Source organism: Synechococcus sp. CBW1006, assembly GCF_015840525.1.
Taxonomy (GTDB): Bacteria; Cyanobacteriota; Cyanobacteriia; order PCC-6307; family Cyanobiaceae; genus CBW1002.
Genome location: NZ_CP060396.1, coordinates 2,615,278 through 2,641,196, shown reverse-complemented (window position 1 = coordinate 2,641,196; position 25,919 = coordinate 2,615,278). Strand labels below are relative to the sequence as shown.

General features: G+C 66.0%; 23 protein-coding genes and 2 tRNA genes. 15 read left to right on the top strand and 10 right to left on the bottom strand.

Annotated elements, in window-relative coordinates:
* Positions 1 to 5 precede the first annotated feature (5 nt).
* From H8F26_RS12840 to lipB, 4 genes are all read right to left on the bottom strand, one after another.
* Positions 6 to 1,424 carry a dihydrolipoamide acetyltransferase family protein gene (locus H8F26_RS12840; RefSeq protein WP_197154526.1) on the bottom strand — a complete coding sequence of 473 codons (1,419 nt, stop codon included), beginning with the start codon at positions 1,422 to 1,424 and terminating at the stop codon, positions 6 to 8.
* A gap of 51 nt (positions 1,425 to 1,475) precedes the next feature.
* Complete coding sequence (locus H8F26_RS12835) at positions 1,476 to 1,919, bottom strand: YlqD family protein (RefSeq protein ID WP_197154524.1); 444 nt, start codon at positions 1,917 to 1,919, stop codon at positions 1,476 to 1,478.
* Positions 1,920 to 2,021: 102 nt separating this feature from the next.
* Positions 2,022 to 4,013, bottom strand: a complete 1,992-nt coding sequence (locus tag H8F26_RS12830; protein WP_197154522.1) for an AMP-binding protein — start codon at positions 4,011 to 4,013, stop codon at positions 2,022 to 2,024.
* A gap of 30 nt (positions 4,014 to 4,043) precedes the next feature.
* On the bottom strand, positions 4,044 to 4,739 hold the full coding sequence (gene lipB / locus H8F26_RS12825) for a lipoyl(octanoyl) transferase LipB (protein ID WP_231605183.1): 696 nt from the start codon (positions 4,737 to 4,739) through the stop codon (positions 4,044 to 4,046).
* A gap of 51 nt (positions 4,740 to 4,790) precedes the next feature.
* On the opposite strand from lipB, the gene hpf reads away from it, so the two are divergent.
* From hpf to H8F26_RS12795, 5 genes are all read left to right on the top strand, one after another.
* Complete coding sequence (hpf, locus tag H8F26_RS12820) at positions 4,791 to 5,381, top strand: ribosome hibernation-promoting factor, HPF/YfiA family (protein WP_197154518.1); 591 nt, start codon at positions 4,791 to 4,793, stop codon at positions 5,379 to 5,381.
* 80 nt (positions 5,382 to 5,461) lie between these two features.
* Positions 5,462 to 6,151, top strand: coding sequence for a deoxyribose-phosphate aldolase (gene deoC / locus H8F26_RS12815; RefSeq protein ID WP_197154509.1), 690 nt, complete (start codon positions 5,462 to 5,464; stop codon positions 6,149 to 6,151).
* Positions 6,132 to 6,926 carry a DNA repair protein RecO gene (gene recO / locus H8F26_RS12810; protein ID WP_197154507.1) on the top strand — a complete coding sequence of 265 codons (795 nt, stop codon included), beginning with the start codon at positions 6,132 to 6,134 and terminating at the stop codon, positions 6,924 to 6,926. Before deoC ends, recO begins: the two co-directional genes overlap by 20 nt.
* Positions 6,923 to 8,317 carry an MFS transporter gene (locus H8F26_RS12805; RefSeq protein WP_197154499.1) on the top strand — a complete coding sequence of 465 codons (1,395 nt, stop codon included), beginning with the start codon at positions 6,923 to 6,925 and terminating at the stop codon, positions 8,315 to 8,317. The genes recO and H8F26_RS12805 overlap by 4 nt, the downstream gene beginning before the upstream one ends.
* Positions 8,318 to 8,399: 82 nt before the next feature.
* Positions 8,400 to 9,692: a glycosyltransferase family 4 protein gene (locus tag H8F26_RS12795; RefSeq protein ID WP_231597828.1), complete on the top strand. Its 1,293-nt coding sequence runs from the start codon at positions 8,400 to 8,402 to the stop codon at positions 9,690 to 9,692.
* A 74-nt stretch (positions 9,693 to 9,766) separates the two neighbouring features.
* Here the strand turns inward: H8F26_RS12795 and H8F26_RS12790 are convergent.
* Positions 9,767 to 9,838 (bottom strand) — tRNA-Thr (locus tag H8F26_RS12790).
* Between the two features lie 10 nt (positions 9,839 to 9,848).
* A tRNA-Tyr gene (locus tag H8F26_RS12785) sits at positions 9,849 to 9,930 on the bottom strand.
* Between the two features lie 109 nt (positions 9,931 to 10,039).
* Here H8F26_RS12785 and aroQ point away from each other — a divergent pair.
* The 3 genes from aroQ to H8F26_RS12770 all read left to right on the top strand — a co-directional run bounded on the left by aroQ (position 10,040) and on the right by H8F26_RS12770 (position 12,514).
* Positions 10,040 to 10,483, top strand: coding sequence for a type II 3-dehydroquinate dehydratase (gene aroQ, locus H8F26_RS12780; protein ID WP_197154497.1), 444 nt, complete (start codon positions 10,040 to 10,042; stop codon positions 10,481 to 10,483).
* Positions 10,480 to 11,178 (top strand): tRNA-(ms[2]io[6]A)-hydroxylase, encoded by a 699-nt coding sequence (locus H8F26_RS12775; RefSeq protein ID WP_197154495.1) that lies wholly within the window; start codon positions 10,480 to 10,482, stop codon positions 11,176 to 11,178. The genes aroQ and H8F26_RS12775 overlap by 4 nt, the downstream gene beginning before the upstream one ends.
* Positions 11,179 to 11,515: 337 nt before the next feature.
* Entirely contained in the window at positions 11,516 to 12,514 is a 999-nt protein-coding gene (locus H8F26_RS12770) for an HEXXH motif-containing putative peptide modification protein (protein ID WP_197154493.1), read from the top strand.
* Here the strand turns inward: H8F26_RS12770 and H8F26_RS12765 are convergent.
* Positions 12,488 to 14,356, bottom strand: a complete 1,869-nt coding sequence (locus tag H8F26_RS12765) for a hypothetical protein (RefSeq protein ID WP_197154491.1) — start codon at positions 14,354 to 14,356, stop codon at positions 12,488 to 12,490. The genes H8F26_RS12770 and H8F26_RS12765 overlap by 27 nt on opposite strands.
* Positions 14,357 to 15,514: 1,158 nt before the next feature.
* Complete coding sequence (locus H8F26_RS12760) at positions 15,515 to 16,135, bottom strand: acireductone dioxygenase (RefSeq protein WP_197154490.1); 621 nt, start codon at positions 16,133 to 16,135, stop codon at positions 15,515 to 15,517.
* Positions 16,136 to 16,199: 64 nt separating this feature from the next.
* On the opposite strand from H8F26_RS12760, the gene H8F26_RS12755 reads away from it, so the two are divergent.
* On the top strand, positions 16,200 to 16,988 hold the full coding sequence (locus H8F26_RS12755) for a precorrin-2 C(20)-methyltransferase (protein ID WP_197154488.1): 789 nt from the start codon (positions 16,200 to 16,202) through the stop codon (positions 16,986 to 16,988).
* On the opposite strand, the gene dusB is transcribed toward H8F26_RS12755, so the two are convergent.
* Positions 16,985 to 18,001, bottom strand: coding sequence for a tRNA dihydrouridine synthase DusB (gene dusB / locus H8F26_RS12750; protein WP_197154486.1), 1,017 nt, complete (start codon positions 17,999 to 18,001; stop codon positions 16,985 to 16,987). The genes H8F26_RS12755 and dusB overlap by 4 nt on opposite strands.
* Before the next feature lie 28 nt (positions 18,002 to 18,029).
* On the opposite strand from dusB, the gene H8F26_RS12745 reads away from it, so the two are divergent.
* The gene (locus tag H8F26_RS12745) at positions 18,030 to 18,509 is read left to right on the top strand and encodes a DUF1823 family protein (RefSeq protein ID WP_197154485.1); all 480 of its coding nucleotides are present in this window, start codon (positions 18,030 to 18,032) and stop codon (positions 18,507 to 18,509) included.
* A 54-nt stretch (positions 18,510 to 18,563) separates the two neighbouring features.
* Here the strand turns inward: H8F26_RS12745 and H8F26_RS12740 are convergent, their stop codons facing one another.
* Positions 18,564 to 18,878, bottom strand: coding sequence for a linear amide C-N hydrolase (locus H8F26_RS12740; protein ID WP_231597826.1), 315 nt, complete (start codon positions 18,876 to 18,878; stop codon positions 18,564 to 18,566).
* A gap of 204 nt (positions 18,879 to 19,082) precedes the next feature.
* On the opposite strand from H8F26_RS12740, the gene alsS reads away from it, so the two are divergent.
* The 5 genes from alsS to H8F26_RS12715 all read left to right on the top strand — a co-directional run bounded on the left by alsS (position 19,083) and on the right by H8F26_RS12715 (position 25,909).
* Complete coding sequence (gene alsS / locus H8F26_RS12735; RefSeq protein WP_197154483.1) at positions 19,083 to 20,726, top strand: acetolactate synthase AlsS; 1,644 nt, start codon at positions 19,083 to 19,085, stop codon at positions 20,724 to 20,726.
* 13 nt (positions 20,727 to 20,739) lie between these two features.
* The gene (gene budA / locus H8F26_RS12730) at positions 20,740 to 21,594 is read left to right on the top strand and encodes an acetolactate decarboxylase (protein WP_197154481.1); all 855 of its coding nucleotides are present in this window, start codon (positions 20,740 to 20,742) and stop codon (positions 21,592 to 21,594) included.
* A gap of 183 nt (positions 21,595 to 21,777) precedes the next feature.
* Positions 21,778 to 23,472 (top strand): amidohydrolase, encoded by a 1,695-nt coding sequence (locus H8F26_RS12725; RefSeq protein WP_197154479.1) that lies wholly within the window; start codon positions 21,778 to 21,780, stop codon positions 23,470 to 23,472.
* Positions 23,469 to 24,395: a GTP-binding protein gene (locus tag H8F26_RS12720; RefSeq protein ID WP_197154477.1), complete on the top strand. Its 927-nt coding sequence runs from the start codon at positions 23,469 to 23,471 to the stop codon at positions 24,393 to 24,395. The genes H8F26_RS12725 and H8F26_RS12720 overlap by 4 nt, the downstream gene beginning before the upstream one ends.
* Positions 24,392 to 25,909: an MFS transporter gene (locus H8F26_RS12715; protein WP_197154469.1), complete on the top strand. Its 1,518-nt coding sequence runs from the start codon at positions 24,392 to 24,394 to the stop codon at positions 25,907 to 25,909. The genes H8F26_RS12720 and H8F26_RS12715 overlap by 4 nt, the downstream gene beginning before the upstream one ends.
* Positions 25,910 to 25,919 lie beyond the last annotated feature (10 nt).

Sequence of the window (25,919 nt, the reverse complement as noted above, 5' to 3'; positions counted from 1 at the left end):
ATCGCTCAGAAGGCCAGGCTTTCGGGGTTGGTCTCGATCAGCTGGGCCAGGTCCTTGAGGAAGGCGGCGGCGTGGGCGCCATAGATGGTGCGGTGATCACAGGTGAGGTTCACCTGCATCTGGTTCTTCACACGGATCGCGCCATCCTTGCCGGCCACCACCGTGGGACGCGACGCCGCCACAGCCAGGATGGCGCCGGTGCCGGGGGGAAGGATCGCATCGAAGCGATCCACTCCGAACATGCCCAGGTTGGAAAGCGTGAAGGTGCCGGTGCTGTATTCCTCCGGCTTGAGCTGCTTGGTGCGGGACCGGGCCACCAGATCGGCCCAGTTGCGGGCGAGAGAATAGAGGTCGGTCTTGTCGGCGGAGGCCAGCACCGGGGTGATCAGGCCGCCGTCTTCCATGGCCACGGCCACGGCCACATTCACGGAGCCGGGGTAGGTCATGCCGGCCTCGGTGGTGGCGGCATTCACCTGGGGATGGCGGGCCAGCACCACACCCACGGCCTTGGCCAGCAGGGCCGTCATGGTGACGCCCTTGCTCTTCACCTGCTTGTAGAAGGCATCGAGCTTGTCGGTGGTGATGGTGTAGCCCACCCGGAAACAGGGCACCTCCAGGCTGGCCAGCATGTTGCGGTTCACCGCCTGCTGGAGGGTGTTGAAGGCCACGGTTTCACCGGGTCGGCCGAAGGCCTGTCCCGCCGGGGCGGGAGTTGCAGCGGGGGCTGCGCCAGCACCATTGCCAGCGGCAGCACTGCCAGCGGCAGCACCAGCCGCGGCCACGCTCACCGCGGCGGCCGAGCCCTCGGCGACCCGGGGCACACTCACCGGTTGGCCGGTGGCGGCCAGCACGTCGTCGGCCTGAATACGGCCATGGGGACCGCTGCCGCGCAGGCTCTCCAGCGCCACCCCCAGCTGAGTGGCCAGTTTTCGGGCGCGGGGGCTGGCCACAACGCGGCCATCGGCGGCCGCCGCGGAGGAGGAAGCCAGCTGGGAGACCGCAGCGGCAGCCACCGGAGCCGCCACAGGTGCGGGGGGCGCTTTGGCCACAGCTGCAGGGGCGGCCGGCACGGAAGGGGCTGCTGGCACGGAAGGCGGGGCAGCGGCAGGGGCCGGCGCCGCGGGCGCCGCCGCTGCGGCGGGAGCTGCAGGAGCCTTCGCAGCCGCTTCCGCGATCTCAGCCTCGGATTCCACGATCAGGCCGATGGTCTCGCCCACCGGCGCTGTGCCGCCCGCGGGCATCAGCACGGCGGCCAGGAAGCCTTCGTTGAAGGATTCCACGTCCATGTCCGCCTTGTCGGACTCGACCACGAGCACCGACTCGCCGCGCTCGACCCGATCACCGGGTTTCTTGAGCCACTCCACGATCTTGCCCTCCGTCATGGTGGAGCTGAGGGCAGGCATGAAGATGTCGTGGGTGGCCAAAGTCCGCCGCGCGTTTCGCGGATTTTACGAGTCGCGCGGGGAGCCAGCGGTTCAGACGCCTTCGATGGCCTCGATCACGCCATCGCGCACCAGCACAGAGGCCTGCAGACGTTCCACCAGGTTGTCGCCCACCTGCACATCACAGAAGCTTTCGAGCTGGCCCTGCTCGACGATCTGCTCCATCTCCAGGTCACGCACCTGGCGCTGCTGCTCCAGAATCTGTCGCTTCTGTTCTTCCAGTTCCGCCCGTTTCTGCCCCACCTGCTGCTGCACCGAGCCCACCTGCTCCTGGACGCGGGGATCGAGCGGATTGAGGCTCTGGCGGCGGATCTCATCGATCAGCTGCTGGCCTTCCTGCTCCAGCTGGGCCAGCTGCTGATCGCTCATCTGCACGGCGTTGCTGAGCTCGCGCTCGGCGTCCTCCTTCCAGCGGGGCGTGACCACGGCGCGCACCGTGATCGTGCGCTTGATCGAGAGGCTGGGGCCGTTGGCCATGGGCGAGCAAAAGCAGCGTCCACCCTCTCAGCCCCCGCATCCAAGGTCAACGCCGGTTCGCCGCACTGTTAGGCCGCAGGCTGAGCGGCTGGGCTCGCGACGTCAGCCTGCGTAGATCGCCTCGATCGCCGCGTCATCGCGGGCCGCGATGCGGTCGCGCCGTTGTTTGAGGGTCTGGGTGAGCAGGCCGTTGTCGAGCGTGAAGGGGGCCACCAGTGCCACCCCCGCCAGGCGCTCATCGGGCCTTGAGCCTGGCCGCGCCGCCAGAACTCGGTTGAACTCACTCTTGAGAGCCCGCAGCAGCGCTGGATCGACCGGCTCCAGTGGGGTGTCCGGATCCAGGTTGAGCGGGGGCAGGCCCGCCGCCGCGGCAAAGGCGGCCAGGGCCTCCCGGCGCGGAACCACCAGGGCCCCCAGCTGGCGACGATCCTGTCCCACCAGCATCACCTGCTCCACCAGCGCACTCTCCACCAGGGCCTCCTCCAGGGGGCCGGGTTCGATGTTCTCGCCGCTGCTGAGCACGATCGTGTCCTTGGCGCGGCCGGTGAGCACCAGACAGCCATCGGCCAGTAACCGCCCCAGATCGCCGGTATCGAACCAGCCCTCGGCATCGAGCACCTTGGCGGTGGCGTCCGGTTTGCCGAAGTAGCCGCCCATCACCTGCGGCCCGCGGGCCAGCACCCGGCCGCGTTCGCCGAGGCGCAGCAGGGCGCCGCTCTCGGGATCGACGATCCGCAGGGCCGTTCCAGGCAGGGGCTGGCCGGAGCTGCCGCGGCGGTTGAGCCAGGGTCGCCGGCAGGTGAGCACCGGACTGGTCTCGGTGAGGCCGTAACCCACCAGCAGCTCGATTCCGATCACCTCGAAGAAGCCATCCACATGCAGAGCCAGAGCACCGCCGCCACTGATGGCGGTGCGGAGCTGTCCGCCGGCCAGCTGCTGGCGCACCTTCGGCCAGAACAGGGTGTCCGCCAGCCGCTGCAGGGGCCAGCGCAGCCCGACCTCCAGGGCGGCGCTCACGCGGCGCAGCGGCGGCTCGGGTTCCAGGGTGCGATCGAGCGCCTGACGGCGACAGAGGCAGTAGCGGCGGCCGTTCGCCAGGGCCAGGTTCAGCAGGCGCCGGCGTGAGGCGGGCATGGCAGCAAGGGCATCCTCAAACCCAGACAGGAGGGCCTCCCAGAGGCGCGGCACGCTGATCAGGTACTGGGGCCGCACCACCTGCAGGTCCTGGCGCAGATGGCGCAGGGTTGTGTAGGTCTGGCGGCAGCCGCAGGAGAGCAGGAAGTATTCGGCGCTGCGCTCGTAGGCATGCCAGATCGGCAGCACACTCAGCACCCGATCGCCGGGGCTGGGGGCCACCGCCACCCCGAGGTGGCGCAGCTGATGCAGCAGGTTGGCGTGGCTGAGCGGCACCCCCTTGGGCTGGCCGGTGGTGCCCGAGGTGTAGAGGAGGGTGGCGAGACGCTGTTCGCCCCCGGCCGGGGGTGTTGGGGGCGGCGCCTGGGCTCCGCGATCCAGAAAGTCCTCCCAGGACAGACAGGGCGGCGCCCCATCGCCGGCCCCACCGCCGTGCGCTTGGTCATCAAGGGCCTGGCTGCTGGAGGCTTTGCCACAGAGCAGCACCACAAAGCGCAGCCTGGCCAGTCGTTCCGGGCCGAGATCGAGGCTCTGCAGCAGCGCTGCCGACTCCACCACCAATCCCTTGGCACCGCAGTCGTCGAGGATGTAGCGCAGCTCTTCGGCTGGCGCCGAGCTGCCGCGCACCGCATCGGCAGCGCCGGCGCGCATCAGCCCCTGATCGGCCAGGAGCCAGCGGGGGCCGTTCTCCGCAAACAGCGCCACCACATCGCCGGGTTTCACCCCCAGGGCGGCAAAGCCAGCGGCCGCCGTCTCGATGCCGCGGCGCAGCTGGCGATAGCTCAGGCTTTCAGCGGGATCGGCGTGGGGGGCCTCCAGGGCCAGGGCCTCGCCATACAGAGAGTCGAGGGCCGGCCACAGCTCCTCGAGGCCGCGCAGATGGCTCCAGTCGGTGCGGGATTCCAGGGCCTGCCGGTCCTGTTCACTGCCGCTCCAGTGGATCTCGGCGGGCGCAACCATGGTGGAAACGACGGGCGTTGGCGCCCACGATTACCACCCCTGCAGCGCTTCTGCCGGGAGTGGAGGCCGCAGCTGCAGATCGAACACCTCGGCAAAGGCCGCGATCAGCAGGGGTTGCACCGCGGCGACCGTGAGCTGGGGAATCCAGTCGCACAGGCGCCCCACCGGTCGATCGCTCAGGCCGCAGGGCACGATCGCCCCGTACCCCTCCAGGGGCCCGTCCACATTCAGGGCCAGGCCGTGCTGGCTGATCCAGCGCCGGGCCCCCACTCCGATCGCCGCCACCTTGCGCCCGTCCAGCCACACCCCCGTAAGCCCCTCCAGCCGTTCGCCCCGCAATCCCAGGCGGGCCAGCACCCGGAGCACCACCTCCTCCAGCTGCCGCAGGTACTGGTGCAGATCGGCCCCGTGGCGCTGCAGGTTGAGCACCGGATAGAGCACCAGCTGGCCGGGCGCATGGTGGGTCACCTCACCGCCCCGATCGATGCGATAGGTGGGCAGGGGCGGATCGGCCGGGTCGAACCGCAGGAAGGCCGGATCGGCGCCGCGGCCGAGGGTGTAGCAGGGGAGATGCTGGACCAGCAGCACGGCATCGGGGCCGTCGGGATCCTGCAGCAGGCGGGCCTGCAGTTGCTGCTGCCATTGCCAAGCCTGCAGAAACGGCACCGGATCGGCCGTTGCAGCGGCGGTTTCAAAAAGGATTGCGTCGTTCCGGATCTGGGGCACTGGCTTTCGTAGCGTTGGAGCAAGCCGAGAAACCGGAGGCGGTCCAAGCTCATGAAACTCCTGATTCATGGCCGCAATCTTGATGTCACCCCGGCCATCCGGGAATACACCGAAGCCAAGCTGACCCGCGCCATCAACCACTTTGAGGGAATGGTGAAGGAGGCGGACGTGCATCTGTCCGTTGCCCGCAACCCGCGCGTCCCCCAGCAGACCGCCGAGGTGACGATGTATGCCAACGGCACGGTGATCCGCGCCCAGGAGCGCAGCGAAAACCTCTATGCCAGCATCGATCTGGTGGCCAGCAAGCTGAGCCGCCAGCTGCATCGGTTCATGGACCGGCAGCATGACCATCACCACAGCTCCGGTCACCGGGCCAGCACCACCCCCGGCACCGAAGAGATCGTGGGCGAGCTCTCGGTCGATCACTCCCTCACCGAAGGCCGGGAACCGGAGCTGCCTGCTCCCGCTGTGCGGCGCAAGTACTTCGCCATGCCGCCGATGAAGCTGGACGATGCCCTGCATCAGCTGGAGATGATCGACCACGACTTCTACGTGTTCCGCGATGCCGACGATGGCCAGATTCAGGTGGTCTATCGCCGCAACCACGGCGGCTTTGGTGTGATTCAGCCCAGAGACGCCTGATCGACCCTGAGCTGAGCAACCCCCCACCTGAGCGAACCCACGGCCGGCTTCTGCCGGTCGTTCCACCGGTGTAATCGGCCATGGCCCGCGATCGCTCCAGCCTGCGCGAGCAGCCCGACCTTGCTCCCCTGATCGACCACGCCCTGCTCGACCCGTTGCAGGGCGTGGCTGCAGTGCAGCGCTGCTGCGAGGAAGCGCGCCATTTCGGCTTTGCCGGCGTCTGCCTGGCCTCACGCTGGGTGGCGTCGGCCCGCGAGCACCTGCCGATCGGAGGGCCGGTGAAGCTGATCTCGGTGGTGGGCTTTCCCTTCGGTGCCGTGCCGGCGGCCATCAAGCGAGCCGAGGCGGAAGCCGCCGCCGCCGCCGGGGCGGATGAGCTCGATGTGGTGCCCGATTTCGGTGCCCTGATCGACCGGGACAGCGGCAGCCTGCACGATGATCTGGCCGCGATCGCGGAGCTGGGCCTGCCGATCAAGGTGATTCTCGAGGTGGGCCGTCTGGAGCCGGAGGCGCTGGAGCTGCTGGTGGAGGTGAGCCTGGATGCCGGTGCCCGCTTCCTCAAGACCGGCAGTGGCTTCGGTCCGCCCGTGACCACAGACCAGGTGGGTCGGCTGCGGGACCTGGCCCGCGGCCGGGCCGCGGTGAAGGCCTCCGGTGGCATCACGGATCTGGAGCAGGCTCGGGCCTTGGTGGAGGCCGGCGCCGCCCGACTGGGAACGAGCCGTGGCGTGGCCCTGATGCAGGCGCAGCGTGCCGGATCGCCGTCTTGAAGGCCTGGCCCTGAGTGCCCGCCCCCTGGGCGAACACGATCGCCTGCTGACCCTGATCAGTGAGGAGGAGGGCCTCTGCCGGCTGGCGGTGCCCGGTGGCCGTCGGCCCCGCAGTCGGCTGGCGGCCGCGGTTCCTCTGGCCCACCTGACCCTGCAGGTGAGCGGAGGCCGGGGGCTGCAGCGGGTGCGGCAGCTGGAGGTGCTGCACAACTACACCCTGCTGGGGGAACGGCTCGAGACCCTGGCCGCCGCCCAGTCGCTGCTGGAGCTGGCCTCCCTGCTGGTGCCTGAGCACCTGCCGGTGCCCGGTCTGCTGGGGGATCTGCTGATGCAGCTGGGCCGTCTGGAAGAGGTGGTGCGGCAGCACTCCCCCAATCCCGAGGCTCTGGCCATCGCGGTGCAGGGCAGTGTCCATCTGCTGGCCCTGGGGGGCTACGGCCTGCCCCTGCAGCACTGCGCCCGCAGCGGTGCAGCCTTGCAACCGCCCGTGGGCAACTGGGAGTGGCGCTGCAGCCTGCTGCCGGGCGAAGGCCTGGTGGTGGGGGCGCTGCCGGGCGCCCGGGTGGTGCTCAATGCTTCGGAAGTCGCCCTGCTGCAGCGTCTGCCCCGGCCCCAGCTGCCCCGCCGCCGCGATGGAACCCTGCTCGGCCCCGAGCCGGTGTGGCTGCACCTGCTGGCGCTGCTGGAGATCTGGTGCGGCGAACACCTCAGCCGCCGACCGCGGGCCTGGCGCCTGCTGCGTCGGGACGGGCCAGACGGCCCTGGGGCAACATGAAGCCGCATGACACGACCCGCAGCGCCAGCGTGAGCGCCCCCAACGTTCCAGGAGCTGGCGGCCGCGCCACCGGACTGCAGGCCGTGCTGGCGCTGCCGGGCTTCCGGCGCCTGTGGATCGGCCAGGTCTTTTCGCAGCTGGCCGACAAGTTCTACATCGTGCTGATGGTGTTCCTGATCGCCCAGTACTGGGTCACGGACACCCCCGGCACCAATCCGGCGCTGGCGGAGGCCGCGGCGGTGATGCGCATGGACGTGGAGACCCGCGCCCAGGTGATCACTCTGCTGGCCACCGGCATCTACGTGGCCAACACGATTCCGGCCATGGTGCTGGGCACCGTGGCCGGTGTCTGGGCGGATCGCTGGCCGAAACGGCGGGTGATGGTGGCCTCCAACGCCCTTCGGGCCGCCCTGGTGCTGCTGGCGCCGCTCTGCCTGATCCCCGGGCCGGTCTGGTTCGGCCTCAGCTGGGGGTACTGGGGGCTGGTGGCCATGACCTTCCTGGAATCGGTGCTGACCCAGTTCTTCGCGCCGGCGGAACAGGCCGTGATCCCGCTGCTGGTGCCCGGCCCGCTGCTGCTGGCGGCCAATTCTCTGTATCAGGCCACCAGCATGGCCGCCACGATCCTGGGCTTTGCCCTCGGCGATCCGATCCTGCGGCTGCTGCGCAGCGGCCTGGCCCAGTTCGGCATTCGGGGGGGGGAATTTCTGCTGCTGCCTCTGTGCTACGGGCTGGCGGCGGTGGCGATCAGCACCATCCAGCTGCAGGAGAAACCCCAGCTGGATCGACAGACCACGGTCTGGCAGGAAATCGGCGATGGCCTGCAGGTGCTGCGGGCCCGACCGAGCGTGCGCACCGCCATGGTGCATCTGGTGCTGCTCTACAGCTTGCTGGCGGCCCTCTACGTGCTGGCCATCAGCCTGGCCTCGGGGGTGGAGGGGCTGGGCCCCACCCGGTTCGGTGTTCTGCTGGCCATGAGCGGCGTGGGCCTGGCGGTGGGGGCCCTGGCCATGGCGCAGCTGGGCCATGGGATCAACCGGCGGGTGCTGGCCTCCACCGGCCTGGGCACGATCGCCTGGTGCCTGGTGCTGCTGGGCCAGCTGCGCGGCAGCCTGGTCTTCACCCTGCTGCTCTGTGGCCTTCTGGGGGTGGGCGCGGCGCTGCTGGCGATCCCCGCCCAGACCACGATCCAGGAGGACACGCCCGAGGCCCAACGGGGCAAGGTGTTCGGTCTGCAGAACAACCTGATCAACATCGCCCTGAGCCTGCCCCTGGTCCTGGCGGGCACGGTGGTGAGTCGCTACGGCCTGCTGCCGGTGCTGTGGGGACTGGCCGCCATCGCCCTGCTGGCCGCCGTGGTGGAGCAGCCCTGGCGCGCCGAAGGCCGCTGAGCCTGAGCGCCCCCTGGCAGCCGAACCCTGAGGCAGCCCGATGAACGCTGCTAGCGTCAACCCCTGCTGTTGCAGGTGATCGGTGGCACATATTGCCTGGCTTGGCAAGAAATCACCGTTCTGCGGCAACGTCACCTACGGGCTCACCACCACCTATGCCCTGCGGCAGCGGGGGCATGGCATCAGCTTCATCCACTTCGACACCCCGGCCACGGGCCTGAGCCTGCCTGAGTTCGGCAGTGCTTCCCGCAACCGCATGGCCAATGAGAGGGCGCGCAAGGCAAGCGCCGCGCTGCAGTCAGGCGGGCCGGCGACAGGCGGGGGGGGAAACGTTGCCCTGGTCCAGACCAACCCGACGGTGACCCTGGCAGAGGAGAACCCGGAGGTCGCTCTGCCCTACCTGATGAAGTCGCAGGTGTACACCATCCCCTCGCTGGGGGCTCAGCGAGCCCTGCGGGAATCCCTGGAGCGCCTGCGTCCCGACGTGGTGCACGCCAGTCTCACCCTCTCGCCGCTGGATTTCCTGCTGCCCGATCTCTGCCAGCAGCTGGATCTGCCGCTGGTGGCCACCTTCCATCCCGCCTTTGACGCCAGCCTGCGCAATCTGGCCGGAGGCACGCAGCAGCTCACCTATCAGCTGTATGCCCCGTCGCTGGCCCGCTACGACCGGGTGATCGTGTTCTCGGAGCTGCAGGCCGAGGTGCTGATCCGGCTGGGGGTGCGGCGCGAACGGCTGGCCGTGATTCCCAATGGCGTCGACACGGCCACGTGGCGGCCTGCTTCGGTGTCACCGAGTCCGGAGCTGGCGGCCCTGCAACAACGCTTCGCCGGCCGCCGTGTCTTCCTCTACATGGGCCGGGTGGCCACCGAGAAGAACGTCGAGGCTCTGCTGCGGGCCTGGCGCCTCGTGCGGCCCCGCGGCTGCGTGCTGGTGATCGTGGGGGATGGTCCCGTGCGGGCTGCTCTGCAGGGCAGCAGCAGTGACCCTGATGTGGTGTGGTGGGGTTTCGAGCCCAGCCTGGAGCGCCGGGTGGCCCTGCAGCAGCTGGCGGAGGTGTTTCTGCTGCCCTCCCTGGTGGAGGGCCTCTCCCTGGCCTTGCTGGAGGCCATGGCCAGCGGCACGGCCTGCGTGGCCACCGATGCCGGCGCCGATGGCGAGGTGCTGGCGGAGGGCGCCGGCATCGTGATCAGCACCCAGGGCGTCACCACCCAGCTGCGTACCCTGTTGCCGGTGCTGCGGGATCAGCCCGTGCTGACCCAGGAGCTGGGGCGCCGGGCCCGGGTGCGGGCCATGGAGCGCTACACCCTGGCCGCCAACATCGACAGCCTGGAACAGCTCTATGGCGAACTCTGCCACCATTCCCAGGTGGCCTGATCTGAAAACAGCGATACCCGTCTGAACAGGTCAGAAAAACAACTTCGTCCGTCTTTCGGGAAACGAAACATCAAAGCCCTTGACGAGACTTGAACTCGTGACCTCTCCCTTACCAAGGGAGTGCTCTACCGCTGAGCTACAAGGGCGTGTGGTGGATGGGCCGGGTTGGATTTGAACCAACGTAGGCAGAGCCAGCGGATTTACAGTCCGCCCCCATTAACCACTCGGGCACCGACCCGAACCACACCCCAAGAACTTACCAGCCGGCCTGCCGCCCCCACCGGAGGCCGCGGTCCAGTCCGCCCGGGCCCGATACGATCGAGTCCCATCCAGTGGTGGAACTCTCGGTGCGAGTGCTGGTGCTCCATGGCCCGAACCTCAACCTGCTGGGCAGCCGCGAACCAGGCCTCTACGGCACCCGCAGCCTCGAGCAGATCAATGCATCCCTGCAGGATCAGGCGGTCGCCCTCGGGGTGGAGCTCGACTGCTACCAGAGCAACCATGAGGGAGCCCTGGTGGATCGGATCCAGGCCGCTCGCGACGACACTGACGGAATTCTGATCAACGCCGGGGCTTACACCCATACCTCGATCGCCTTACGGGATGCCCTGCTCGCTGTGGCCCTTCCCTTCGTGGAACTGCACCTGAGCAACACCCATGCCCGAGAGCCCTTCCGCCACCACTCGCACCTGGCCGATCGGGCCGTTGGAGTGATCTGCGGTTTCGGCCACACCAGCTACCGGCTCGCCCTGGAAGGCCTGGTGGATCACCTTCGTCTGACTCAAGCATGACCGTCACCGCTCCATCGGAGTTCACCCGTGTGAAGTGGCTGGCAAGGCCCAGCAGTGACAGCTGGCTTGAGAAAGCGCTGTCCCACCCGGATCTGCTGCTGATCGACCATGCCCACTGCGAGCGCAAAGCAGCCGGCGCGGCCTTGCAACTGATGTTCCGCTATCCCTCAGACACCGAGCTTGCCGCCGTGCTGAGCCCCCTGATTCAAGAGGAATTGCAGCACTTCGACCGTGTCCTGGCCCTGCTTCAACGGCGTGGCATCAGCTTGCGGGCGTTGCCGGCCCCCCCCTATGGAGCCTCTCTCGCCCAGGAAATTCGCCGGCAGGAACCCGAACGCATGCTCGATAGCTTCCTGGTGGCCGGACTGATTGAGGCCCGCAGCCACGAGCGCATGGGGCTGCTCGCCAGCCACACTCCGGATCCTGAACTGTGTGAGCTCTACAGCGATCTGCTGGCAAGCGAAGCCAGACACTTCGGCCTCTACTGGCTGCTGAGCGAACAGCGCTTCGGAAGACCGTTGACAGTGGCAAGACTGGAACATCTGGCCGACCGCGAAACTCAGATTCTCAGCGGAACACCAGCTTCGAGCGTTGAGATTCGCTTTCACTCGGCAGGCATTCAAGAGGACTTCAAGCCCGGCCGAGCGTCACAGGCAGCAGGACAGGTTGACACCAACTGGCAACTCCCCACATAATCTGAAAACCCTGGAACTTTCCCCATGAGCTCCCTTCAGCTTGACATGGCCAGACTCCATGGCTTTCGCCTGGCTTCTCGCAGCTGTGCCATGACGTCCAGCGAGCCAACCGATTCGCCTCTCTGCCTCAGTTCTGCCATCGGAGCAAAGATCGGCGAAAAGGGACCGATATGGCCAACTCCAACCCCAACGCCGTCTTGACTTAACCCCGGTTGACAACGGGATTCGCTTCCCAGGCCAACAAGTCCAGGCACTAAACAAGAACGCCAGAAGCCATAGAGTTGATCCGAGCCTACATGCGCTTAAAGTACAAAAGCGCCTGTAGGCCTCTGCATTCATGTGTTTTCACTTTCTACCTGACGCTTCTCGCGCCCTCAATATCGACCGCGCATTTAGGTGCAGCCTGGCAGACAGCCTTGCCTATCTTTCAGACGTTTGCGCAGAGCATCTGAAAGTGGACCCATCTTCCATTGATGGACTGGTTAATGGACTGAAACAAGGACTTCGGCTTGGACCTGTTCCATTCGGCTTATATAGCCAGCTCGTGCTCAAGTTGTCTGAAGGAGATCAAGAGGGAGCAACAACAATCTGGAACCGACTGGCGGCCTCCCACTCGCCACTTGAATCCATGCAGGTCATCGGATTGGATGATCCCTCTCTGGCTCCTGATCTCAGCATGTATGCCGCATTGATGGGCACGGGAGGCACGGATGAGCTTTCCATCCAACCGCCCGATCACGAAAGAGTGCCGAGCTTTCTGCATGATCTCCATGCCGCGCTGCAACTTTTAGGCCGAGTCAGCCCTGATCTTTCTGGCGAAATTGCTGCTCTCGTCACCCAGCTAGTGATGGTGAGTGGAAACCCCAACGATTCGTACATTTTTGATGGAGGCTCTTGCTACATGCTTTGGGGGGCGCTCTTCATTAATATCGAACGACAAAGGTCCATCGTAGAACTATTGGAAGTATTGGTTCATGAAGCCGCACATTTACTATTGTATGGCTTCACAATTGAAGAGCCGCTGACAACCAACTCGGATCAGGATCTTTACCCATCTCCACTCAGGAGAGACCCTCGTCCGATGGATGGCATCTTTCACGCCACTTGGGTATCAGCCCGCATGTATTTTGCCATGGACACCCTTCTTCAATCCAACCTCCTGGATGCTGATAGTTGTGCCAAAGCGCAGAAGGCCAAAGCCGAGAATCGTCACAACTTTGACAATGGTATGGGGGTTATTCAGGAGCACGGTATGCTAACAATGACTGGGCGTGCTCTCCTGGAGAGTGCAGCACAGGCTGTTCATCCCTCACTCAGACTCATCAACAATGGGTGAATCCAACTTCGGCCGCATCCAACTGAGCAACGTTTTCCATGATCGGTCGTTTGGCGACGGTTGCCAATCCCCCACGACCTGAAGATGATCGGGCTGGTCGAATGGCAAACCCGTCAAGAATAAGTCTTGATCGGAAACCACCACGATGAGGGCGCCAACATTCTTGCGGCAAAGCAAAGCATGACATCGATCAAACAATCCATGCGCCATCAGGTGCAGCTCGCGACCTGAGCAATCGACGCTGCGCTGATGATCTGTCACCCAACAAGGAAAACCTGAGGAGTTGTACTCCTGCTGTTTCTGAAAAGCCTTATCCCAGGCGGCACTTCTGCCAACAAAGACCTCAATTGGGATTCGTCCATTAGCGGGAAAGTGGCTGGCGAAGACTTTCTCCAGCAACTGTGGGCTATCAGGAGACTGGGGAGAATGATTAACCTCGTTAATCGCCGCACCGTTTCGATACCAGGGTTCTGAGATATCAGTTGTAATCAGATCTATTCCAGCATTGCTCAGATCGAAAAGTTTTGCAGCCTCAATGGCCAGAGAAACATTGTCAGGATGGATCAATTGATCGACGTCCTCCACCACACCGCCCCAAGCTGGTGCATTGAAAGGCCTCAGAGGAGCCCAGTCATCCTTGGCAGGTACTGAATCAAGCGTGAGACCATGGGCCGCGAGGCACCCTACAGCAACATCATCGCAAGGAAATGGCTTCAACCGCTTCCAAGGAGGCAAGGCTTGTTGCTCAGCATTGGCGCGGTCAATCAATTCTTTCACAGTGAGGCTGCCATCACCCCGAACGGATTTGGGTCGACGTCGCCAGGCGCTGATGAGCTGGCCATCACAAACATGAAGACGATGACAGAGGCCGGAGATCTGACGTTCCAACAACAAGCGGGTCGAAAAATGGCGTGCCTCCTGCCAGGCACGTTTCAGCTGACCAGGTTCTCGAATATTGATCGTGACGCCTTCCCCTCGATCGCGATCGGCTGGCTTGAGCACGACAGGCCATCCAAGCTCCCTGGCGGCAACCAAAGCAGCTGCTTCAGAATCAATCGTCCGCTGGACAGGAACAGGAAGACCCGCCGCACTCAGAACTCGAATGGTTGAAGCTTTATTGTGGCTGAGTATAGCCCCAATACTTGAATCCTTATCAATACCACCGCCACGAATCCTGCGGCACTGGGAGCCCCATCCCAACGAATAGACCCCCTCTCCAAGATGCCGAAACGGAATTCGCTGATTATAAGCATAAGAAAGCAAGGGATATGTAGACCTTCCTCGTGGAATCATCCCTTGCATCTGGTCAATATGTTGACATTTAAGCCTGGATTGAAGCTTGGCAATTTCGTCGCTGTCCGGCTTGGTTTTTGCCATGAAAGAGACGATGCGAGCTGCGCGAAAGTAGCACTCGTAATAGACGTCTTCAGGGAAATGGTCAAGAACGGCAGTGGTTGCTCGAATGTTCCACAAACCTGACTGGGAATGATCTTTGCGAACGTGATGAATCACTCCTGGATGGAACACGGGAACTTCCAACATCTGAAGCAGCACCTTGCCGAGCTCAAGAATGTGCCAGGCAGCTCGATCCAAACTGGCCCCTTGTTTGGATGCACTGAACTTCGACTTCGTTTTCAGAGTAGTAGGCTGAACATCGAAGGCGTCTCGCAGCCAGTGTTCAAGGGTGGACAGCGTCTTCGCAGGATGGTCGAGAAGAGACTGCGGGGCTTTCCACTGGAGCACGATGAGCCTGCTGGGCTGATCAAACCCATCGAGATGGCCATGGAGCCCGGACGGCGCCGTGCCACGAAGGATTACCCCTGTCATGCTTGACGCAACCAACCCCACTTCAGGCCAATTGAAAGCCCTGGCAGTTTAATGCTGCAGTGCATGGGCTCAATCACCACTATCGGGAACCACTTGTTGTCTAACGGTAATCGTGCTCTGTCCCGCCAAGAGTTATCTACGCCATCGCGGGGCTGGGCAGGTCGGCAGTCTTCCATCGAGAATAAAGATGCAAATCAGATAGAATGATAGGAGCTATGGTAACGCCCCTTTGACATCCGATGGGAACCAGACTCAGTCTCATGAAATCAGAAGTCAACTGGTGAGTTTCTGTTACGTGGTGAGCCATCCGAATGGAGATCCATTCGATACTGGAAAACGCTCTTCGCAACGGGGAAGTCCAATCCGGCCAGGATCAACTCAGCTGGAATCAGGAGACAGTCACGGTTTGGAGCGATCGATTGATTGACAAGCGAGGGAGATTGTCCGAAAATTGGTCAGCCTCTTCTGGGTTCTGATGCAGCCTCTTCAACTTGATCATGTCAAACTTCATGGCTTCCGCCTTCTGGCTCGCCCTAGTCATCAGGGAGAATCTGTCAAGCTGAACAATCAGGCGATCGCCATCGCTGCCAAGATTGGAGCCAAGGTTGGGTTAAAGGGTCCTGGTCCTGGTCCTGGTCCTAGTCCGATTCAGCTTGGTCAAAATTGATGGATGAGCCTGGGGTATCAGCACCCCGAAGCGAAAACCAGTCTTGACTCAGACAATCAGCCCGCCTGCTAAGACTGGATTTCGAGACAAAATCATGGCTTTAGCCTATCGTTGACAATCACCGATAGGCTTTTTTGTGTTTAACCACCATTCCCCTGATGCCTATTTCCCGCAGATAGAAGTTCACACACAATAATTCTGTCAACATACAAACTCCATCCACTGCCTAGCCGGGCACGATGTCAACCAGTGGCGAATTCTCACTGGCCCTTCAAGTCGTCGATTGATCCAATCTGCTTTCTATATATTTTGGGCACGAATGGCTGAGCATCAACATTGCCTAAGCCGTTACTTCTGGAGCAGCGATACTACAAGTTGCCGTTCAACTGACTGATCTGGACAGGTGTGACCAAGCCGCAGATGCTGCAAAGCAAGAACATTGAAGACGTTCGGAATCGTGCTAGGGGAAGCGCTGAACAAGAACAGTGAACCCGACTACGGAGTGATCAGGTACCGCGAGCGGAGGGAATGGGGCGACTCTCGAAATCATGTTCCTCGAACCCTCCACACGCCAGTTCGTCCAGCCTGGGGTAGCGGTCGGCGATCGGGTCACCGGTGAACTGGGCCACCCAGCCCTCCGGGTTGTTGAAGAAGCGCAGGGCGCAGAACGACGGAGCCTCCCCCATATCGAACCAGTGGCGGGTGCCGGCCGGCACGGCAATCCAGTCGTTGCGTTCGCAGAGGATCTGCACGACCTCATCACCGAGGTGCAGGCAGAACAGGCCCCGCCCTTCCACGAAAAAGCGCACCTCGTCTTCGCTGTGGGTGTGCTCCTGCAGGAATTTCTGGCGCAGGGAGTCTCGATCCGGGTGGTCGGGGGTGATGCGGATCGCATCCACGGTGGGGTAAGTGCCCCCCTGCTGAACCCGGGCGATCTCGGCGGCATAGAGGCTGAGAATCTGCGCCTGGCCTGCCTGATCGGGCAGATCCTGGCGCGCAGGCCAGCGCTCGAAGCGGATGCCCCGTTCCGCCAGGGCGCGCTGAATCAGCCGCTCATCCCCTGTCACCAGCTCCGGCATGGGGCTTCCCTGGGCAGGGGTGCTGGGGTAGAGGCTCAGCTGACTCAAGGATCAGGTCCAGGGATTGACGTGGCTCCAGCCTAGAAAGATCGGCGCTGATCGCCTGATGCCCATGCCGCTGCCGGCCACGTCCCCCCCGTCGAGCCTGCCGCCGGACACCCCAGCGGCTCTCACCCTGGTGGGGGTGGGTCCAGGCGATCCCCGCCTGCTCACGGTGGCGGCCGTGGAGGCCATCAGGGCTGCCACTGTGGTGGCCTACCCGGTGGCCCGCCTCGGCGCCAGTGGCATGGCCGCCACGATCGCCGCCCCCTGGATCACCCCAGAGCAGCGGCAGTTGCCGCTGCTGTTCCCGATGGTGAGCGCCGCGGCGCCGCTGCGGCAGGCCTGGCACGCCGCGGCCGATACCCTCGCGGCCGCCACGGTTGAGGCCGCTGGCCAGGGCGGATCGGTGGTGCTGCTCTGCGAAGGGGATGTGTCGCTGTTTGCCTCCAGCTCCTACGTGCTGCTGGCCCTGCGTCAACGCCATCCGGCCGTGCCGGTGCAGCTGATTCCCGGCGTCAGTGCCGCGGCAGCCGCGGCCGCAGCCGGTGCCTGGCCCCTGGCGCTGCAGCAGGAGGGCCTGCTGATCCGGCCCACGCCGGAGACGCCGGAAGCCCTGGAGGTCCTGCTGGATCGCGCTGCCGCGGGTGCCGAAGTGCTGGCCCTGCTGAAGCTGGGCCATCGCTGGGCCTGGGTGCAGCCGCTTCTGCAGCGGCGCGGGTTGCTGGAGCACGCCCTCTTCGCCCAGCGGGTGGGCTGGCCGGATGCGCTGGTGGCCCCAGCCCGCGAAGTGGCGGCCACAGCCTCGCCCTACTTCTCCCTGCTGCTGATCCGCCAGGGCTGGCCCACTGTGCTGCCCTAGGGCGTGCTGCCCTGATCGGCCAGGGCGCGCTCCAGGAGCTCCAGGGCATCGGCGGGGGTGGGGGCGCGCATGAGGGCATGACGCAGCTGGGGCGCCCCCGGAAATCCCTGGCAGGTCCAGCCCATGTGCTTGCGGGCGATCAGCAGTCCGTGGTCGCCCTTGGCTGCCACCAGGGCCAGCAGCTGCTCGCGGGCCAGGGCGATGCGCTCGGCGGCGCCGGGGGTGGGCGGCACCGGCCGGCCGCTGAGGGCGGCATCGATCTGGCCCACCAGCCAGGGGGCCCCCATCGTGCCCCGGCCCACCATCACGCCGTCGGCACCGGTGAGCTCCAGGCAGCGCAGGGCATCCTCGGGGCTGTGGATGTCGCCGTTGGCGATCAGCGGGATCCGCAGCGCCCGCTTCACCGCGGCGATCGCCTGCCAGTCCGCCCGGCCCTTGAAGCCCTGCTCGCGGGTGCGGCCGTGCAGGGTGAGCAGCTGGGCGCCGGCCTGCTCGAGCTGGCGGCACCAGGCCACGGGCTCGGCGTCGCTGCCGCACCAGCCCAGCCGTGTCTTCACGGTCACGGGGATGCTCACGGCCCGGGCCACCGTGTCCACGATGCGGGCCGCCAGATCGGGTTCACGGATCAGGCCGCTGCCGCCCCCCTTGCGGGCGATCTTCTTGACCGGGCAGCCCATGTTGATGTCAATCAGGAAGGCGCCGGCGGCCTCGGCGCGGCGGGCCGCGTCGGCCATGGCGGCGGGCCGGTGATCGAAGAGCTGCACGCCGATCGGCCCGCTCTCCTCGGCCAGGTCCTCCACCTTGCAGCGGCCATGGCCCAGCTCGAGGCTGGTGGCGTTCACCATCTCGGTGAACAGGAGCGCATCGGCGCACCAGCGCCGCACCAGGCCGCGGAAGATCCGGTCGCTCACCCCCGCCAGCGGCGACTGCAGCACCCGGCAGCGCAGGCTGCGCGGACGGCCGTGGCCGGGCAGCGCCAGGGGGCCGCGCAGGGGGGAGGGGGCGGTGATCATGGTGATCCGATTGTGATGCTTCAGGCCGATGGCTCCCGATCAGGCCGCCACCACACCCGTCCCCTACCCCCTCAGCCGGGCGCTGCTGGAGGCGGTGCTGGCTGATCGGCTCAGCGACCGCTTCGTGTGTGAACTGATCTGGCCGCGCCTGGGGTATGCGCCCGATGGCTCCGGCACCTGGAGCGCGGGCCCGGCTGCAAGCGATGCCTGGCGGGAGTCATTCCCGATCGAGCCCCAGTTCATCGCCCAGCGGCCGCCCGCGGTGGCACTCACCCGCTCGATTGCCAAGGAGCACAAACAGCTGCTGAAGGAGCAGCTGGGCTTTGTGGGTTATCGCATCGGCGAGCTCTACCCGCGCCGCACCCGCCGGGCGACCGCCGTGAACTGGCTGCTGGCCCATCTGGCCGAGCGCGGCGAGCCCCTGCCCGAGACCGGTCCGATGCCTGAGCTGCTGCCGGCGCCGGCTGATCCGGTGGCCGGCCATCCGGGTGATCTGCCAGTGAGATGAGCTTCCAGCTTCAGGGCTGGAGCACGGTGATCTGCGTTTGCTGATTGAGGAGCATCACTTTGATCTTGCCACCGTCGCGGGGGAATTGATCAAAGTTGAGACTGCGCAGGTCTGGATTGTTGTCAATGTGGTGAGGTTGGTCGGTGCTGAGCGGCTGCACCGCAACGCGCGAATCAAGCGTGAAGTGGAGAGAAAATCGCCTGGCAAGCCATGCATTCCTCCACCGCTGCTCACCGGCGGCATCAGGAGGCCGTTGACGTTCATCTCAGCTGGTGGAGATGCACGGAGATTGGCGTCATTCCCTGCCGTGGCGAGATGATAAGCAACAGGTGGATTGTTGGTGTACTCCCCGGTTGGGTTGTCCGTCATGACGAGTTCGTTGTCCCTTGATGCATTCCACCGAGAGGCTGTGACCAGTGCTGTCGTGCAGGGTCATGGATCTCGGCAGAGGGCCGCCAGGACGGCGGGATTGTGTTCAGCCTTGTCGCCCTTGCCGACCTGTAACAAGGTGACATCCGGGATTGCCCTGATGACACGCCATCGACATGCTTGGTCGATAGCCGAATGCTCAGGATGAACGGCGCCCAGGTTCTGGTGAAGCTGCTGGAGCAGCATGGGGTCACGCATGTCTTCGGGATTCCGGGTGCCAAGGTCGACAGTGTGTTTGAGGCCCTGCTCGATTCCTCGATCGAGCTGGTGCTCTGTCGGCACGAGCAGAACGCCGCCTTCATGGCCCAGGCGATGGGCCGGATCACGGGCACGGTGGGCGTCTGCCTGGCCACCTCCGGGCCTGGGGTCACCAATCTGGTGACCGGACTCGCGACCGCCACCTCCGAAGGGGATCCGGTGCTGGCCATCGGCGGGGAGGTGCCGCTCGACGATCGCTTCAAGCACACCCACCAGGCCCTCGACGGGGTGGATGTGATGCGACCGGTCACGAAATATGCCCAGTCGGCCCTCAACATTCACAGCCTGCCGGAGGTGTTCGCCAATGGCGTGCGGGCGGCCGAAAGCGGCCGGCCGGGGGCGGCGTTTCTGGGCCTGCCCAAGGATGTGGGCCTCGCCGAGTATCCGGGCGAGCTCTCCACCGGCTGGGCCCGGCCGATCCGCCAGGGGCCAGCGGCTTCAACGGAGATCCACCGGGCCGCTGAGCTGATCAATGCCAGCCGCAAGCCCCTGCTGCTGCTGGGCATGCAGGCCTCGCAGGCCTCGATGGCCGATGCCCTGCAGCGCTTTGTGGGCGGCAGCGGCCTGCCCTACTGCGCCACCTTCCAGGGGGCCGGCGCCTGGGTGGCACCGGAGCAGTTCGCGGGCCGGGTGGGTCTGTTCCGCAACCAACCGGCGGATCACCTGCTCGATGGCGCCGACTGTGTGATCACGGTGGGCTTCGATGCGGTCGAGTTCGACCCCAGCCTCTGGAACACGGGCGCATCGCGCCCGCTGGTGGTGGTCGATGCCCTGGCCCCCGATCAGGATCAGGCCTTCCTGCCCGCTGCCGAGCTGATCGGCGACATCGGTGCCAGCCTCGCGGCCCTGGCGCCGTTGCTGCAGGTGCAGGTGGATGAAAGCTTCCGCCGCTGCGGCGACCGTGCTGCCGCCGAGCTGCAGGCCACGGCCGACGAGGGCGCCCAGCTCTCCGGCACCCCCCTGCATCCGCTGCGGGTGATCCACGAGCTGCGTCAGGTGGTGACATCTGACACGACCCTGGCGCTGGATGTGGGGTCTCACTACATCTGGATGAACCGCTACTTCCCGGCCGGCCATGCCCGCCAGGTGCTGGTGAGCAACGGCCAGCAGACCCTCGGGGTGGCGGTGCCCTGGGCGATGGCCACCAACCTCTGCCGGCCTGGTCAGCCGGTGATCTCGGTGTCGGGCGATGGCGGCTTTCTGTTCACGGCCACGGAGCTGGAAACGGCCACCCGCATCGGCAGCCGCTTCGTGCACCTGATCTGGAACAGCTGCAGCTACAACATGGTGGCCTTCCAGGAACAGGCCCACTACGGCCGGACCGCCGGTGTGCAACTCGGTCACTACAACGTCGAGGCCTTTGCCGAGGCCTTCGGCTGCAAGGGCTATCGCATCACCGACGCCGACCAGCTGGGCCCGGTGCTGCGGGAAGCGCTGCAGCAGAGCGTGCCGGTGCTGATCGACATTCCGATCGATTACTCCCAGAACCTGAAGCTGATGCAGGACGTGCATCAGGATTTCATCCACTGAGGGGACCGCATCGATGACCTGCCGCCCCGACTCCAGCCATCACCTCAACGTTCACCTCGGCGATGGTCTTTCCGCCGCGCTGCAGGAGCGCTGCCGCCGCACCGGTGAAAGCGCCAGCCATGTGATCCGCCAGGCCCTGGCCGATGCGCTGGATCTCGAGCACCACACCATCTATCAGGTGTCCACCTCCGGTGCCCTGGTGCAGGGGGTCTATCAAGGATGCGTGCGGGTGGCTGAGGTGCTGCAGCACGGCGATTTCGGCCTGGGCACCTTCGATGGCCTCGATGGCGAGGGGATCCTGCTGGATGGCACCTGTTGGCAGGCCTGCGGCGATGGCACGGTGCGGCAGGCCCCGGCCGATGCCCTCGCCCCGTTCTGGGTGGCGACCCGCTTTTCAGCCGATCACCGCGAGGTTCTGAAGCATGTGGCCAGCTGGGGCGATCTCACCGCACGGCTCGACGGACTGCGGGACAACGCCAACCTGTTTGTGGCGATCCGTCTCCGTGGGGTGTTCGAGCGGATCCGCTACCGCGTGGCCTGCAAGGCCGAGGCCGGCGTGGATCTCGTGAGCGCCACCAGCGCCCAGGCCACGTTTGAGCTGGAGAACGTGGCCGGCACCCTGGTGGGCTTCTGGACGCCCAGCTTTGCCCGCACGATCAATGTGCCGGGCTACCACCTGCACCTGCTCAGCGACGACCACCGCCATGCGGGTCATGTGCTGGAGCTGCAGAGCCATGAGCTGAGCCTGGAGCTCCATCGCGAGAACCATCTGCAGCTGGTGCTGCCCGAAACCCCCGCGTTCCTGAACGCCGACCTCAGTGGTGATCCAGCAGCGGCCCTGGCCAGGGCCGAGGGGGATCACCGTTGAGCCAGGCATGGCCGTCGTTGTGTTGTGCTCCCTCACCGTCTTGATGGCGTCCACGATGGGATCCGGTGACCTCAGCACCGTGCTGCCATCGGTGAGGACAGGCGCCTGGGCGATGAACAGATCTCTCGGTGCGATGACTTGCGCACAGGCTCCGGTTAGCCATGGGCCAGACAACCGGGCTTCATGACCAGCACCCCCGCCGACCTGATCTTCCACGGCGGCCCCATCCTGACGATGGAGGCCTCCCAGCCCCGGGCTGAAGCGATCGCCATCGCAGACGGGAAGATCGTGGCTGTGGGAACCAAGGATGCGGTACTGGGCCATGCCGGGCCCGCCACGCGCCAGATCGATCTGGCGGGCCGCACCCTGCTGCCGGGCTTCATCGACGCCCACGGCCACTTCGCCAATGCCCTGCAGGTGGTGGGCTGGGCCAACATTCAGCGGCCGCCGGCCGGGCCCGTCACCAGCATCGCCAGCCTGCAGCAGGTGCTGCGCGAGCACGTGGCGCGCCGTCCCGTGGGCAAGGGCGAGTGGGTGATCGCCTACGGCTACGACGTCGACGGTCTCTCCGACGGGCGCCCCCTGGACAAGACCGATCTGGATGCGGTGCTTCCGGAGAACCCGGTGATGGTGCTCCACAACTCCAACCACGGCGCCGTGCTCAACAGCTGTGCCCTGGCCCTGGCGGGCTACGACGCCAGCACCCCCGATCCGGCCGGTGGGGTGATCGTGCGCCGGCCCGGCAGCACCGAGCCGGCTGGGCTGGTGATGGAGACGGCGTTCATTCCGCTGTTCGTGCACATGCCGCAGCCCTCGGACGACGAACGGCTGGCCCAGTTCGAGGCGGCCCAGCGGCTGTACACGTCCAAGGGCATCACCACCGTGCAGGACGGCGCCACGGTGGCCGGCGATCTGGACCTGTTTCAGCGGGCCGCCCGTGAAGGGCACCTCTGCATCGATCTGGTGCTGCTGCCGCTGGTGCTCGAGGTGCCCGGGATGCTGCGCGAGCGCTTCCCGGAGTTTCAGGGCCAACCGCTCGAGCTGCCCCAGCCGGCGCGCGATGTCTTCGGCCCATACCGCGATCGCCTCAAGTTCCAGGGCATCAAGCTTCTGCTCGATGGCTCCCCCCAGGGCAAGACCGCCTTCTGGGGCGAGCCGCTGCTCACCCCCGGCCCCAACGGCGAGGCCCACTGGCGCGGTCAGCCTGTGTGCCCGCCCGAGCAGCTGTTCGAGGCGGTGGCACGGCTTGCGGGCCAGGGCATCCAGCTGTTTGCCCACTGCAACGGCGATGCCGCCATCGACCTGATGATCGAGGCCTGCCGCAGAGCCGGCCTCAAGCCCGAGCAGGACCACCGCACAGTGATCATTCACTCCCAGTTCATGGCGCCGGGGCAGCTGGAGCAGTACGTGGAGCTGGGCCTGCACCCCAGCTTCTTCACGGTGCATGCCTTTTTCTTCGGCGACACGCACCTCGCCAACCTGGGGCCCGAGCGGGCCGGCCGCATGAGCCCGATGGCCAGCGCCATGGCCCTGGGGCTGCACTGCTCCAACCACAACGATTTTTCGGTGACGCCGATCGAGCCGATGCGCATGGTGGAAACGGCCATGACCCGCCGCACGCGAACGGGCGTGGTGCTGGGCGAATCGGAGCGAGTGAGTGCCGATGCCGCCCTGCGGGCCCTCACGATCGAGGCCGCCTGGCAGATCCGCGAAGAGGACAGCAAGGGCAGCCTGGCTCCGGGCAAGCGGGCCGACCTGGTGATCCTCGACGGCGACCCCACCGCCACCGCGCCCGAACAGCTCAACGACATCGGCGTGGTGGCCACGATCAAGGACGGAGCTTGCGTGTATGGCTCCTGGGAGGGAGCCAGGCCATGAGCCCTGTCTCCGAAGGAGGTTCCCCGCTGACGCCGTTGCGCGGGGTGCCGGCCACCGTGGTGGGGGGCTACCTGGGGTCGGGCAAGACCACCTTGATCAACGGCTGGCTGCAGGCCGGCGCCTGCCCGGGCTGGGCCCTGCTGGTCAACGACCTGGGCAGCATCAACGTCGATGCCGAGCGGCTGCGCCAGGGCGATGGCCGGGTGCTGGAGCTGGGCGGCGGCTGCGTCTGCTGCACCCTGCGCGATGGCCTGGGGGCGGCCCTAGTGGAGCTGGCCCGGCGTGAGCTGCCCCCGGCCCATGTGCTGATCGAAACCAGCGGCATGGCCCTGCCCGAGCGGGTGGCCAGCCAGCTGCAGCTCCACGGCCTGGCCCTGGTGCGGGTGCTGCTGGTGGTGGATCTCGAGCGCATCGAAGCGCTCTGGCACGACCGCTGGGTGGGTGAGCTGGTGCAGCAGCAGTTCGATGGCGTCGATCTGCTGCAGTTCAGCAAGGGTGATCTGCTGCCCCCATGCGAGGCCGAGCGCCGTCAGCAGTGGCTGCGCCAGCAGCTCGAGAGCCGCGCGCAGCATCCCGCCCCGCCGTTCCACAGCGAACGGCAGCTGGTGCGCAGTGATGCCTGGCTGCAGCTCGAGCCGCTGGAGCGCAGCCAGGTGCTGGCCTGGGCCGCCCAGCTGAGCCCCGAGCTGCTCCGCGCCAAGGGGGAGGTCTGGCTCACCGATGCCCCCGATGGCCCGGTGCGCTTCGATCGCGCCGGCGATCGGTTGACCCTGGCCACCGCGCCCAGCCGTCCCTGGAGCCACCCGCTGCAGCGGCGCGGTCACCTGGTGGCGATCAGCCGCGCCGACGCGCCTGCTCCCCGCTGGCCCTCCACCTTCTTGCAGGCAACTCCTGATCCCTCTGCCCCTTTGATCCCCGCATGAGCGACAAATCCGCAAGCGCCCTGGCGGTGCCCTTTCTGGGGGTGCTGGCCAGCCTGCAGCTGATCGATCCCACGGTGGCCAACACGGCCCTGGTGAAGGCGGGGGCGGCCTTGCACATGCAGGGCGCCACCCTGGCCCTGGCGGCCAGCATCTCCACCCTCGCCCAGGCCGCCACCGTGCTGCTGATGGGCTTTCTGGGCGATCGCCTGGGCCGTCGCAAGGTGCTGATGGGCAGCTTGCTGCTCTCGATCGCCGGGGATGGCATCGCCCTGGCGGCCCCCGGCGCGGCCCTGTTTCTGCTGGGACGCGCCCTGGTGGGCATCGGCGTGGGCGCCGTACTCGCCCTCACCTTTGCCTCGGTCCGCTGCGTGAGCCGGCCCGACCAGCTGGGCAAGGCCCTGGGCCTGTGGAACCTTCTGATCATTGCGGGCTTCATCGGCGGCTCGCTGCTGGGCGGTGTGCTGGCCGACACCAGCTGGCGCCTGGCCCTCGGCCTGGTGCCCCTGATCGCGCTGCTGTGTCTGCCGCTGGTGCCGCTGCTGCTGCCCGACATGCCCGCCAACGCGGCCCTGCGGGCCGACTGGCCAGGCCTGGTCAGCATCGCTCTGGCGATGGTGCTGTTTCTCAGTGGGGTCAGCCATGCGGTCAGCGGGTTCACGGCGCCCCAGTTCCTCCTCCCGACCCTGGGCGGTGTGGCGGTGTTCGGCGTGCACGTGTGGATCGAGCGCCGCCGCCAGGAGCCGATCTTTCCGGTGGGGCTCTACGGCCGCGGCTGCTTTGCCGCCGCCATCGTGAGCGGGATCGCCTGGAACTTCGCTCAGGCGGTGGTGCAGCTGCAGACCAGCAACTTCTGGCAGACGGTGCAGCGCTACAGCACCAGCCAGGTGGCTCTGGCTCAGCTGCCGCTGTTGATCTGCTTTGCCGCCGGCGGTGTGGTGGCGGGCCGGCTGATGGCGCCGGGGCGTCGCACCACCCAGCTGATGGCGGGCGGCATCCTCGTTCTCGTGCTGGGGCTTGTGTTGCTGGCGGGGGTGCGTGCGGATACTCCCTACGCCTCGTTCATCCTGCCCTTGCTGCTGGTGGGTACGGGTCTGGCCTTCCTGTCGGTACCCCAGTCGGCCCTGTTTGTGCAGGAGGCGCCGCAGCGCTATTTCGGATCGGTGACCGCCTTTCGCACCACCACCGGTCAGCTGGGTTTTGCTCTGGGCTTTGCCGCCAGCGGGGCCCTGGTCAATGGCTTTGGCTTTGCCAGCCTGCGGGACCGCCTGCTCCAGCTGGGCGCCAGGCCGGAGCAGATCCCCGCGCTGGAGGCCAAGGTGCGGGCAGCCCTGAGCAGCGGCGTGCTCACCCACAGCCATGGGGCCCCGTCGAAGGCCATCGAGGTGATCACCAGCTCCTACGCCAGCGGCCTGGCGGGCACGATGCTCGTGGTGGCGCTGCTGGTCGCGTTGTTGGGGGCGATCAGCCTGCTGCTCCTGGTGATCGGCAACCAACAGCGGCAGCTGGAGGCCTGAAGGCTGAGCG

What these genes read in the sequence shown, in the direction of transcription:
- deoC (WP_197154509.1), top strand. Translation starts at nt 5,462, where the DNA reads ATGGCCCGCGATCGCTCCAGCCTGCGCGAGCAGCCCGACCTTGCTCCC.
- H8F26_RS12745 (WP_197154485.1), top strand. Translation starts at nt 18,030, where the DNA reads ATGGCTCCCGATCAGGCCGCCACCACACCCGTCCCCTACCCCCTCAGC.
- H8F26_RS12775 (WP_197154495.1), top strand. Translation starts at nt 10,480, where the DNA reads ATGACCGTCACCGCTCCATCGGAGTTCACCCGTGTGAAGTGGCTGGCA.
- H8F26_RS12830 (WP_197154522.1), bottom strand. Translation starts at nt 4,013, where the DNA reads ATGGTTGCGCCCGCCGAGATCCACTGGAGCGGCAGTGAACAGGACCGG.
- H8F26_RS12740 (WP_231597826.1), bottom strand. Translation starts at nt 18,878, where the DNA reads ATGACGGACAACCCAACCGGGGAGTACACCAACAATCCACCTGTTGCT.
- H8F26_RS12755 (WP_197154488.1), top strand. Translation starts at nt 16,200, where the DNA reads ATGCCGCTGCCGGCCACGTCCCCCCCGTCGAGCCTGCCGCCGGACACC.
- H8F26_RS12725 (WP_197154479.1), top strand. Translation starts at nt 21,778, where the DNA reads ATGACCAGCACCCCCGCCGACCTGATCTTCCACGGCGGCCCCATCCTG.
- hpf (WP_197154518.1), top strand. Translation starts at nt 4,791, where the DNA reads ATGAAACTCCTGATTCATGGCCGCAATCTTGATGTCACCCCGGCCATC.
- H8F26_RS12835 (WP_197154524.1), bottom strand. Translation starts at nt 1,919, where the DNA reads ATGGCCAACGGCCCCAGCCTCTCGATCAAGCGCACGATCACGGTGCGC.
- budA (WP_197154481.1), top strand. Translation starts at nt 20,740, where the DNA reads ATGACCTGCCGCCCCGACTCCAGCCATCACCTCAACGTTCACCTCGGC.
- H8F26_RS12805 (WP_197154499.1), top strand. Translation starts at nt 6,923, where the DNA reads ATGAAGCCGCATGACACGACCCGCAGCGCCAGCGTGAGCGCCCCCAAC.
- H8F26_RS12720 (WP_197154477.1), top strand. Translation starts at nt 23,469, where the DNA reads ATGAGCCCTGTCTCCGAAGGAGGTTCCCCGCTGACGCCGTTGCGCGGG.
- H8F26_RS12715 (WP_197154469.1), top strand. Translation starts at nt 24,392, where the DNA reads ATGAGCGACAAATCCGCAAGCGCCCTGGCGGTGCCCTTTCTGGGGGTG.
- dusB (WP_197154486.1), bottom strand. Translation starts at nt 18,001, where the DNA reads ATGATCACCGCCCCCTCCCCCCTGCGCGGCCCCCTGGCGCTGCCCGGC.
- H8F26_RS12770 (WP_197154493.1), top strand. Translation starts at nt 11,516, where the DNA reads ATGTGTTTTCACTTTCTACCTGACGCTTCTCGCGCCCTCAATATCGAC.
- alsS (WP_197154483.1), top strand. Translation starts at nt 19,083, where the DNA reads ATGAACGGCGCCCAGGTTCTGGTGAAGCTGCTGGAGCAGCATGGGGTC.